Below are 10,098 nucleotides of genomic sequence, written 5' to 3' on the forward strand. Positions count from 1 at the left end.
ATAATATACCACTAATATACGGATTTAATCAAGCTTATGCTGATCCCCCAGCATTCGTACCGCAAAAACCTGATCACAAAAACCTTTCAGGCCGTTATAAATCCGGTGCATTCTCGAATCATGGTGAACAAGGCCGAATACGGTTGGCCCGGACCCGCTCATTAGCACTGCATCCGCTCCGAACCTTTTCATCTGATCTTTGATCTGTGCGACCTCGGGATAAAGATTGAGTGTCACGTCTTCCAGTACATTCCCGACATTCCCGCACACAGCGCTGTAATCGCCTTCCTTGATTGCCCCGACCATGCCCGCTGTATTCGGATGGCTGATCCCTTTCAGGTCAAGGCGCCTGTATACATCCGCAGTCGATACCCCGATGAATGGCTTCGCCAGAATCACCCAGCATGTCGGCGGTGCGGGCAGATGTCTGATCATTTCTCCCCGCCCCGTTGCCAGCGCAGTGCCGCCATAGACACAGAAAGATACATCTGAGCCTATTTCCGCTCCGATCTCTGCAAGCTCATCCAGGGAAAGACCAAGCCCCCACAGCTTATTCAGGCCTCTCAGGGCCGCAGCTGCGTCGCTGCTGCCGCCGGCAAGACCTGCCGCGACCGGAATGGTCTTTTCTATCGTGATGGCCACTCCCTGTTTTACCTTGAACCGCTCCTTCAGCAGGGATGCCGCCTGGTACGCGAGATTCCGCTGGTCATCAGGCACAAACCGGTTATGGGAAATGATCCTGATTTCGTCTTTTTTCAATTCAGTCAATTCAAGGCGGTCGGCAAGATCGATCGTTGTCATGATCATCTCCACCTCATGGTAGCCATCCGGCCGTTTATACAATACATCCAGCGATAAATTGATCTTAGCCGGCGCCTTTACTAAAAGCTTCAAAATACCCACCTACTTCTGCTCATTTCAACGTCTCAGTTTTTGTCCTATTTTACCACAAAACAGGGCTTGTAAGACGTTCGAATCAGACATTCTTCAACAAATAAGTTATTTTACCATGCGACCGGGAAAGAGAAAAGGCAAAATGAGCTGTCTGGAAGGGCCTCGAGAGCCCCATCGACGCAAAAAACCCGGGGTTTCCCCCCGGGCCCGCAAATGCAGCTGTTTGGTTTCAGGCTTGAAGCAGTAAACATCATTTTTTACTGAAGGAGGCTCTGCTGTGCTTTTTCTATCGCCAGCTTGACCATATTGCCGGCATCCTTTGCGCGGATGCCTCCCCAGCCTTCCTTCTGGACAACATCATAGAAGCCGAGCTCTTTCGCCAGTTCTTCCTTGAAGCCCTCTGACATGACGCCATTTCTTCTGCTCAATGCAACATCCCCTTTTTAAGCATTGCGGTATTTTTATTGTAGGCGGCTTCAGGCCCGCCCATGCAAACCTATATTTGACTGTTTCTGCTGGAGCAAAGAACAAAAGTGCAAGCGCCTTGATCACACCCTAAAGGAACGCAGACTAAAAACGCCACATCCTGTGCAACGTCTGCATGACCCCCATCCTGGGGGCCTCAAGATGAACCTCCCGGAAAGGCGTTCTTTGCCTTTTTGGGAGGTTTGGCTTGTGACCTCGGCGCAGCTGCTGGACAATAATCCACAAGGCTTACAATTTATAATTTCCTAAACAATTAAAAAGCAGGGGCGGCAAAAATCGTTTTGCCGCCCCTGCTTTTTAGAAATGGATATATATCAGCTTAAAGCCATATGTCCTGATGCGTCTTCGTAGAAGGTAATTTGAACCGTTTCTGTTAAAACATCTGCATAACTGTAAGATACGCGTTCGAATGCATTTTCATCCTGATCAAGTTCAATCACAAATACAGAGGGATATGTTTCTGCCAGTACGCCTGAACGTTCAATCGTTTTCCTGCGCCCGCCATTGGCTTTAAGCAAAAGCCTTTTCCCTAAATTTGAATCAAGAGCCTTTTTTATGTCCGTTAATGTTTTTGCCATTCGGTCCACCTCACTATGTAAAGTATATCACACTGACACAGTAGAGTCAAATAAAAACATAAATTATAACAGTCTTTAAAAAAGATTGTCAATATATTTTCATCTACTTTTTATCCTATTTTTCAACATTTTTATCATTCCCTAAAATAAGCGAATTATGTGCCAAATATGAATAACCCAGGAAAACCTTGCTCCATATAGTCTTGCAAGCATAAAATCAAGGCCTGCAGCAGCCTGTCCTTGCCGGCTGCAAAAAAAAATAAGCCCGCTCTTATGCCGGCTTATTTCCCTTATTCTGCTCCTTTATTAAACGGCATGCCCGTCCGGAGCACACCCTTTGTTTCTATCCCTCCGAGCCCCTTTTCGCCTGTCAGTGTGTTTCGGAGAACATCCCATACATTGATCCTTTCCATAAAAGGCGTGAAGCTGATCTTGGCCACAATATAGACAGGATCGAGGGCATGGATGTTCACACGGGAGGGAGAGCTTGCAAAATTGGCCCCTGCGTGGATCAGGGATTCAAAATGCGACTGGCAGGCGCCGGCAAATATGACCAGCTGATCCAGGTGGGGAATCTTTCTCCGCGCCTCCCTGACCGTCTGGACAAAATGCTTGGAATGGCGGTAAGCATTTATATCGGTTACCTTGCCTTTGGCCTTTGAATAGGCATCATGCCCTGTAATGACCAGGATATCCGGCCTGTAATAGTCGATGAGCTGCCCGATTTTACCCGGCATCTCCTTTTCATTGCAGTGGATCCCGGTTACCGGGACACCGATCTTCTCATATAGGGAAAGGCATTTCTTTAAATAGGACGGATCACCATCCAGATGAAGCACCCTGCCCGGGATCTGAAAGTAATTGAACGGCTTGCTGTATGCGCCGGTTACTTCGTATTCCTGCTTCTGCTTCAGGAGGCTCACATCCTGCCTGAACAGATTATAAGACTGTTCCTCAAGGGACTGATACTGCCTCGACATCTTCATCCGCTCTGACTGGTTGATGACAATCAGGTCTTCATAAGGGGCATCCGCTATCAGCCTGATGTCCTCTCCATACAGAACCGCAAGCTTCCGGCCTTCTTCTTCACGTATATCGATCACCCGAAACATGATGTCACAGTTATAAGAAACCCTTCCTACAACATCCATAAGGTTAATGCTCACTGGCATCACTCCATTAAGCTCCTGTGCCGAGCTGGTCTAATCGCTTCTGGTTCTTTCATAAACTATGCAAAAGCCCCTGCACATGTGCCTTCCTGGTTGTATGGCCGGCAGTAAGCAAAGAACAAAAGCGCAAGCGCCTTGATCACCTTAAGGAACGCAGACTAAGAACACCACGTCCTGTGGCAGCGTCTGCATGACCCCCTTCCTGGGGACCTCAAGACGAACCTCCCGGAAAGGCGTTCTTTGCCTTTTTGGGAGGACCTCGGCGCAGCTGCTGGACGTTGATCAAGAATTGATATTTATCCTCAAGACTTACAATCCTATACAATAAAAAGAAGCCCGGAGATTTCCGGGCTTCCTGCTCATTAATTTTTAAAATAGGGATAAAGTTCATCACTCAGGCGGCCAAACTCCTCAATTGAAAGGGTCTCTCCGCGCCTGGAAGGCTCGATGCCTGCTGCCTCCAATGCAGCAAGGACCGCCTCCTTCTTCTGCTTTCCTTCATGCAGCTGGCTTGTCAGGTTGTTGAGGATGGTCTTCCTTCTCTGTGCAAAGCTTGCCTTTGTCACCTGGAAAAAGAATGCCTCGTCCTTCACCAGAACTGGAGGCTGCTCCCTCCTCGTCAGCCTGATCACGGCTGAGTCGACATTCGGCTGCGGCACAAATACCGTCTTCGGAACGATCATGACCGTTTCCGCTTCTGTATAATACTGGACGGCAATCGAGAGCGAGCCGTAGTCCTTTGAGCCCGGCTTGGCCGAAATGCGGTCAGCCACTTCCTTCTGGAGCATACAGACGATCCCGCGGATCGGCAGCTTTTCCTCCAGAAGCTTCATGATGATCGGCGTCGTCACATAATACGGGAGATTGGCGACCACCATCACATCCTGGCCCGGTGCAAACCTTTCCTCAATCGTGGTTTTAACATCAGCCTTCAGGACATCCTGATGGATCACTTCCGCATTCGGGTAAGGTGCGAGCGTTTCCTTCAGAATCGGAAGAAGTCTCTGGTCGATTTCAAAGGCGACTACTTTTTCGCTCCGCTTGGCCAGCTGCTCTGTGAGCGCCCCGATCCCTGGACCGATTTCAATCGCCCCTGAGCCTTCCCTCAGCTCGGCATGGTCGACGATCCGATTCAGTATATTGGTGTCTATCAGGAAATTCTGCCCCAGGCTCTTTTTAAAGCTGAAACCGTATTTTTCAAGTATGGCACGTGTCCTAATTGGTGTTGCGATATCTTTATGCATGGCGCTCCTCCTGGTCGATCGCTTCAATGGCAGATGCAAAGTCTTCTTTCGGGACCTGGAACATCATCAGTCTCTTATGAAGCTGTTTTCCGTTAGTATACCCGATCTTAAGAAGCCTTCCCAGCTTCTCCCTGCGCTCCCTCGCGCTGTTCCCGCCGATGAGGCCGGCCAGGATCAAATCCTCCTGGGTAATTTCCTCCCGGGCTGTTTCCTGCATGGTCTGGGCATCCTGGAGGGCTTTCCTGATCGTCTCAGGGGAAGCATGCTCGACCCCTAAGCCTCTTCCCGACTTCGGCAGGGCATCTGTTTTGTCTATGAAAGCATGCTTGCAGCCAGGCACATGGCGGGTGATGGCATCACGGATCTTCTGGCCCGGGAAATCCGGGTCCGTCAGAACGATGACACCCCTCTTGCTTTGGGCATGCTTGATTTTTTCCAATGTCGCCGCATTAATGGCTGAACCGTTCGTTTCAATCGTGTCAGCATTGACCGCCCTTTTTATGGCTGTCGTATCATCCTTGCCTTCCACTACAATGATTTCTTTAATCTTCATTGGTCCTCCAAAATTAAAATGAAAAATTTGATAAAAACTTGAAACATTTTTGTAATCTGAATCGTCTAATAGTATGAACAGCAATAAAGACAATCCATCTGTGTTTTATTATATATTACCGAATCGCCAGGAAAAAATCATTCGGCATTGCCGTACTCCGCTAAACCAACAAAAAAACAGGAGAATTCCTTCCCCTGCATAAATCGTTTAGTCTAATATTTTGATTTTAACCGTCTTTCTTCCCCAACGGTATGCATCCGACTTGGAAGCAAAGAATACATCGATTTTATTTCCCTTAATGGCAGAGCCGGTATCGGCTGCCACTGCATAGCCATATCCTTCGACATAGACTTTCGTGCCAAGCGGGATCACGCGCGGATCCACGGCAATGACTTTTATGCCGGGGTTGGACTTAAGATTGATTCCTGTAGCGGTTATGCCTGAGCATCCGCTGCAGCTTGGAGTATAAGCAGTAGAAGATACATACATCTCCCTGCCGGACTCGCTTGAGCCCGTTCCGCGGGAAACAGCAACCCTCTGCGCCATGACCTTTGTGCCGACAGCAACAATCTTATCCTTTTTCTCTTTTACTTTCTTTTCACTTAGCAATTTTCTGGATGTTTCTTTCCCGTTTTCCAAAACAACTTCATACTGCCTTGATAAAAGACCTTCCTGCCCGTGGGAGACAACCTTTTCCTTCCCCTTGGCAAGGCTGGCGTCCTTCTTTGTAACCACGGCATAACTAATTGGTTCTTCCACTACATCGGTGACTTTTTCAACTCGAATGACATTGACAATGGCATTTTCCTTGACTGTCTCTTCTAGCTTTGGTTCAACACGGTCCATATTGTTTAGTGTAATTCCCTGCTGCGATAAAAAGTCAGCGACCGTAGTCGAAGTTGACCACATTTGTTGTTTCTTGCCGCCCTCAATGAGCGTCAACGCAAAAGCTTTTTCCACTTCTATCTTTAAATCGTCCTTAATTTTCTCTTCCGGCTTCGGATTGACTTTGTCATGCTCTGAAAGTGCGATATTCTGCTCCTTTAAAAGCCCGCCCACCGTATCTGCCGTTGTCCAAATCGTTTTCTTCCCGCTGCTGTCTGTCAGTTGAACCTGTTTGGCCGGCTCCCATACTACCTCTAAGCCGTCCTTTACCTTTGTGCTTCCCGAGGGAAACAGATAGTCTTCTGAGCGAAGGGATATTTCTAGATCATCGAATATATCTTGAACTGTATCTGCATGTGTTTTGATGATTTTGTCCTGGCCATTCATGGAAACTGCTACTGTTTTTTTCGTGGTTTCATAAATCATGAACCCGGCAGCTGCTGAAAAAACTATTAAACTAGCAACCATGACGGTCAATTTTTTCTTACTCAAAGACTTGGAAAACAGGTTTTTCATGGTCTCAATCGCGATGAAAAACGCCTCCTTTTCTCTTCGGAGTGATTATATAGAGTATCTTGCCGGCTGTCAACTCAAACACTTTTCTCTCATTTTGCTTCGTTTCCTGGGCGGGAGGGGGAAAACGTATTTCCTATTATGCAAAAAAATCAAGAGAAAGGAAAGAGAGACTTATCGACATGGTTATCCTATGATGAAAAGGAGGCGTGTAGAACTTTTAAGAATTGGACCTAATAGGGACAAGCTCCCCCAGGAATCGACAAAATCGCTTAGCGGCTGATGCCGAATAATCTTTTTGCATTTTCTGTTGTAGCTTCTGCCACTTCTTCAAACGCCAGCCCTTTCAGTTCCGCAATCTGCTCAGCCACCAGCTTAACGTAGGCAGGCTCATTCCTTTTGCCGCGGTAAGGATGCGGTGCAAGATAAGGGCAGTCAGTTTCAATCAATAGCTTTTCAAGCGGGACCGCCTCTGCGACTTCCTTCGGTTTTTTCGCATTTTTAAAGGTTACTGGCCCTCCAAGAGAAATGTAGAAATTCATATCCAGGCATTCCTTTGCCACCTCGACACTGCCGCTGTAGCAATGCATGATGCCGCCGACCTCGCCCGCTCCCTCTTCCCTCAGGATTTCCACAACATCAGCCGTTGCGTCCCGATTATGGATGACGATCGGCAGCTTAACTTTCTTCGCCAGTCTGATCTGCTTTCTGAATACATCCTTTTGGACATCCTTCGGCGATTTATCCCAATGATAGTCAAGCCCCATCTCCCCGATTGCCACTACTTTCGGATGGGCAGCCAGCTCTTCAATCCAGGCCAGATCCTCATCAGTCATATCAATAGCATCAACAGGATGCCAGCCGACACATGTAAAAATGAAATCATAGGCTTCTGCCAGCTCCATTGCCCTTGTGATTGTTGGGCGGTCAAAGCCGACAACCACCATATGGGAGACACCTTCCGCCTGTGCCCTCCCGATCACTTCTTCCAAATCTTCCTCAAACTGCTCAGCATTCAAATGGACATGTGTGTCGAATAACATAGAAAAACTCCTTACTAAAGAAAATATTATATTTACATCTCTATTATTTCATTTATGTTACAGATTATCTTTCCTATCCTTAAATGAAAGAAAACATAGGGCTGTCCGACGCTTATGAAACGCAAACATCCCTATGTCCATTCTACTGCTTATTTTACACGCGCTCCGTTTGGCAGCGACTCGGCGATGGTCGCAAGGGACAGCGCTCCGTCCTCGCTTCCAGCCAGGATCATGCCTTCTGATAGCTCGCCCCTCAGCTTAACCGGCTTAAGATTGGTCACACAGACAACCTTGCGGCCGACAAGCTCTTCCGGCTTATAGAATTTTGCAATCCCGGAGACAACCTGCCTCTTTTCATAGCCAAGATCAAGCTGAAGCTTCAGAAGCTTATCCGCTTTTTTGACCGGCTCAGCAGAAATGACTTCAGCTACCCGCAGGTCCAGCTTCATGAAATCATCGATTGTAATTTCCTCGCTGTCCGGCTTTTCAGGAACTTTCTTCTCTTCTGCTGCAGGAGCTGGTGCGCTTCCCTGCATTTTTTCTTTGATATATTCAACTTCTTCTTTCATATCAAGCCTTGGGAAAATCGGGTCTCCTTTGACTACCTTCGTATTCTCCGGAATCAGGCCGAATGTCTCGAGGCTCTCCCAGGCTGTCAGCTCTTCCGTGTTCACATTCAGCTGATTGAAGATTCCATCCGGCGTGCGTGTCAGGAAAGGCTTCAGCAATACGCCGGTCCTTCTAAGGGACTCAGCCAGGTGGAACATTACATTGCCCAGCTCTTCCTTGCGTGCTTCGTCCTTCGCAAGCACCCATGGCTGTGTTTCATCTATATATTTGTTCGTCCTGCTCACAAGCTGCCATACAGATGAAAGGGCTACAGAGAATTCCATCTTTTCCATCGCTTCTTCATACTTGGCGACTGTCTCTTTGTTCATGTCCAGCAGCTGCTTATCAAACTCGCCTTCAGATCCTTTATAGGCAGGTATGGTCCCGTCAAAATATTTCTCGATCATCGCTACTGTACGGTTAAGCAGATTACCCAGGTCGTTTGCCAGGTCGAAATTAACCCTCTCAACAAATCCTTCCGGTGTAAAAACGCCATCAGCACCGAACGGCACTTCGCGAAGGAGGTAATAGCGGAGAGAATCCAATCCGTAACGGTCGATCAATGTAACAGGATCGACGACATTCCCTTTGGATTTGGACATTTTCCCATCCTTCATTAAAAGCCAGCCATGGGCAAATACCTTTTTAGGCAGCGGCAGATCCAGCGCCATCAGCATAATCGGCCAGTAAATCGTATGGAAGCGGACAATTTCCTTGCCGACCAGATGGACATCCGCTGGCCAATAGTTCAGATACTTGGAGTCATCTTCTGTTCCGTAGCCAAGGGCCGTAATATAGTTGGAAAGCGCATCAATCCATACATATACTACATGCTTTGGATTGTCCGGCACTTTTACGCCCCAATCAAAGGTGGTCCTTGAAACAGCCAGGTCCTCAAGTCCAGGCTTGATGAAATTGTTGATCATCTCATTCTTGCGTGATTCAGGCTGGATGAAATGCGGGTTTTCTTCATAATACTTAAGCAGCCTGTCTGCGTATTTGCTCACCTTGAAGAAATAGGACTCTTCCTTCACTTTATTGACAGGGCGTCCGCAGTCAGGACAGTTGCCGTCAACCAGCTGACGCTCTGTGAAGTATGATTCACAAGGTGTACAGTACCACCCTTCATATTCTCCCAAATAAATATCACCCTGCTCAAGCAGGCGGGCGAAAATCTTTTCAACAACCTGTTTGTGGCGATCCTGGGTCGTGCGGATAAAATCATCATAAGAGATATCAAGCTTGCTCCACAGGTCCTTGATGCCATTGACGATCTCATCGACATACTCCTGCGGTGTTACGCCCTTTTCTTCCGCTTTCTGCTGGATTTTCTGTCCATGTTCATCCGTACCGGTCAAATACATAACATCATAGCCGCGCAGGCGCTTATAGCGGGCCATCGCATCGCCGGCCACTGTTGTATAGGCATGGCCGATATGCAGATTCCCGCTCGGATAATAGATCGGGGTTGTAAGATAAAAGGTCTTCAATTTTCCTTCCATTGGTTTCCCTCCTGTTAATGTTCAGCAAAGTAAGAGCAAGCAAAAAACACAAGCTCGTCCATCTATTTGATATGGCATCTCAGGCCCTGAATGCAAAAAATCCCGCCCTTTCCAGGACGAGAGCGAAAATCAGCCTAGCATGCCCGCAATCAAGCAAATTCACTATGTTTTCTATACTCGTCAGCATAGCCTCTTATACCCTCAAAATATACCTAAAAATATCAAATAGTGCAACTAAGAAAAGCGAAGGGCGCTTGCTCAGAGCCGGCAAGCATAAGACGCACAAGAATAAAAGGCGTTCTTTGCCTTTAATTCTTGTGTGGCTTATGACTCGAGGCTCTAGCGCCCGGAGCTGGACAAATCGAAAAGCGGAGGCGACTGTTTAGGTGCGACAAGCATAAGACGCTTTGGAATTGAAGGCGTTCTTTGCCTTCGGTTCCATAGTGGCTTATGACTCGAGCACCTAGGAGCCGGAGCTGGACAAATCGAAAAGCAGAGGCGACTGTTTAGGTGCGACAAGCATAAGACGCTTTGGAATTGAAGGCGTTCTTTGCCTTCGGTTCCATAGTGGCTTATGACTCGAGCACCTAGGAGCCGGAGCTGGACAAATCGAAAAGCAGAG

At 47.7% G+C, this 10,098-nt stretch carries 9 protein-coding genes; all 9 read right to left on the bottom strand.

Annotation, left to right across the window (positions count from 1 at the left end):
* Positions 1-24: 24 nt before the first annotated feature.
* The 9 genes from ispE to metG all read right to left on the bottom strand — a co-directional run bounded on the left by ispE (position 25) and on the right by metG (position 9,476).
* Positions 25-894: a 4-(cytidine 5'-diphospho)-2-C-methyl-D-erythritol kinase gene (gene ispE, locus ACQCVH_RS24875; protein ID WP_426838305.1), complete on the bottom strand. Its 870-nt coding sequence runs from the start codon at positions 892-894 to the stop codon at positions 25-27.
* 257 nt (positions 895-1,151) lie between these two features.
* Positions 1,152-1,322, bottom strand: a complete 171-nt coding sequence (locus ACQCVH_RS24880) for a small, acid-soluble spore protein, alpha/beta type (RefSeq protein ID WP_224906449.1) — start codon at positions 1,320-1,322, stop codon at positions 1,152-1,154.
* A 372-nt stretch (positions 1,323-1,694) separates the two neighbouring features.
* Complete coding sequence (gene veg, locus ACQCVH_RS24885) at positions 1,695-1,958, bottom strand: biofilm formation stimulator Veg (RefSeq protein ID WP_009796178.1); 264 nt, start codon at positions 1,956-1,958, stop codon at positions 1,695-1,697.
* A 290-nt stretch (positions 1,959-2,248) separates the two neighbouring features.
* Complete coding sequence (yabG, locus tag ACQCVH_RS24890) at positions 2,249-3,124, bottom strand: sporulation peptidase YabG (protein ID WP_426838306.1); 876 nt, start codon at positions 3,122-3,124, stop codon at positions 2,249-2,251.
* A gap of 365 nt (positions 3,125-3,489) precedes the next feature.
* On the bottom strand, positions 3,490-4,371 hold the full coding sequence (rsmA, locus tag ACQCVH_RS24895) for a 16S rRNA (adenine(1518)-N(6)/adenine(1519)-N(6))-dimethyltransferase RsmA (RefSeq protein ID WP_426838307.1): 882 nt from the start codon (positions 4,369-4,371) through the stop codon (positions 3,490-3,492).
* Positions 4,364-4,924: a ribonuclease M5 gene (gene rnmV / locus ACQCVH_RS24900; protein ID WP_426838309.1), complete on the bottom strand. Its 561-nt coding sequence runs from the start codon at positions 4,922-4,924 to the stop codon at positions 4,364-4,366. Before rnmV ends, rsmA begins: the two co-directional genes overlap by 8 nt.
* 207 nt (positions 4,925-5,131) lie before the next feature.
* Positions 5,132-6,325 carry a ubiquitin-like domain-containing protein gene (locus tag ACQCVH_RS24905; RefSeq protein WP_426838311.1) on the bottom strand — a complete coding sequence of 398 codons (1,194 nt, stop codon included), beginning with the start codon at positions 6,323-6,325 and terminating at the stop codon, positions 5,132-5,134.
* Between the two features lie 269 nt (positions 6,326-6,594).
* On the bottom strand, positions 6,595-7,365 hold the full coding sequence (locus ACQCVH_RS24910; protein ID WP_426838313.1) for a TatD family hydrolase: 771 nt from the start codon (positions 7,363-7,365) through the stop codon (positions 6,595-6,597).
* A gap of 149 nt (positions 7,366-7,514) precedes the next feature.
* Positions 7,515-9,476: a methionine--tRNA ligase gene (metG, locus tag ACQCVH_RS24915; RefSeq protein ID WP_426838315.1), complete on the bottom strand. Its 1,962-nt coding sequence runs from the start codon at positions 9,474-9,476 to the stop codon at positions 7,515-7,517.
* Positions 9,477-10,098 lie beyond the last annotated feature (622 nt).

Source organism: Bacillus infantis, assembly GCF_050107595.1.
GTDB classification, from domain to species: domain Bacteria; phylum Bacillota; class Bacilli; order Bacillales; family Cytobacillaceae; genus Bacillus_AB; species Bacillus_AB infantis_C.

What these genes read in the sequence shown, in the direction of transcription:
- ACQCVH_RS24905 (WP_426838311.1), bottom strand. Translation starts at nt 6,325, where the DNA reads ATGAAAAACCTGTTTTCCAAGTCTTTGAGTAAGAAAAAATTGACCGTC.
- metG (WP_426838315.1), bottom strand. Translation starts at nt 9,476, where the DNA reads ATGGAAGGAAAATTGAAGACCTTTTATCTTACAACCCCGATCTATTAT.
- ACQCVH_RS24910 (WP_426838313.1), bottom strand. Translation starts at nt 7,365, where the DNA reads ATGTTATTCGACACACATGTCCATTTGAATGCTGAGCAGTTTGAGGAA.
- veg (WP_009796178.1), bottom strand. Translation starts at nt 1,958, where the DNA reads ATGGCAAAAACATTAACGGACATAAAAAAGGCTCTTGATTCAAATTTA.
- rsmA (WP_426838307.1), bottom strand. Translation starts at nt 4,371, where the DNA reads ATGCATAAAGATATCGCAACACCAATTAGGACACGTGCCATACTTGAA.
- rnmV (WP_426838309.1), bottom strand. Translation starts at nt 4,924, where the DNA reads ATGAAGATTAAAGAAATCATTGTAGTGGAAGGCAAGGATGATACGACA.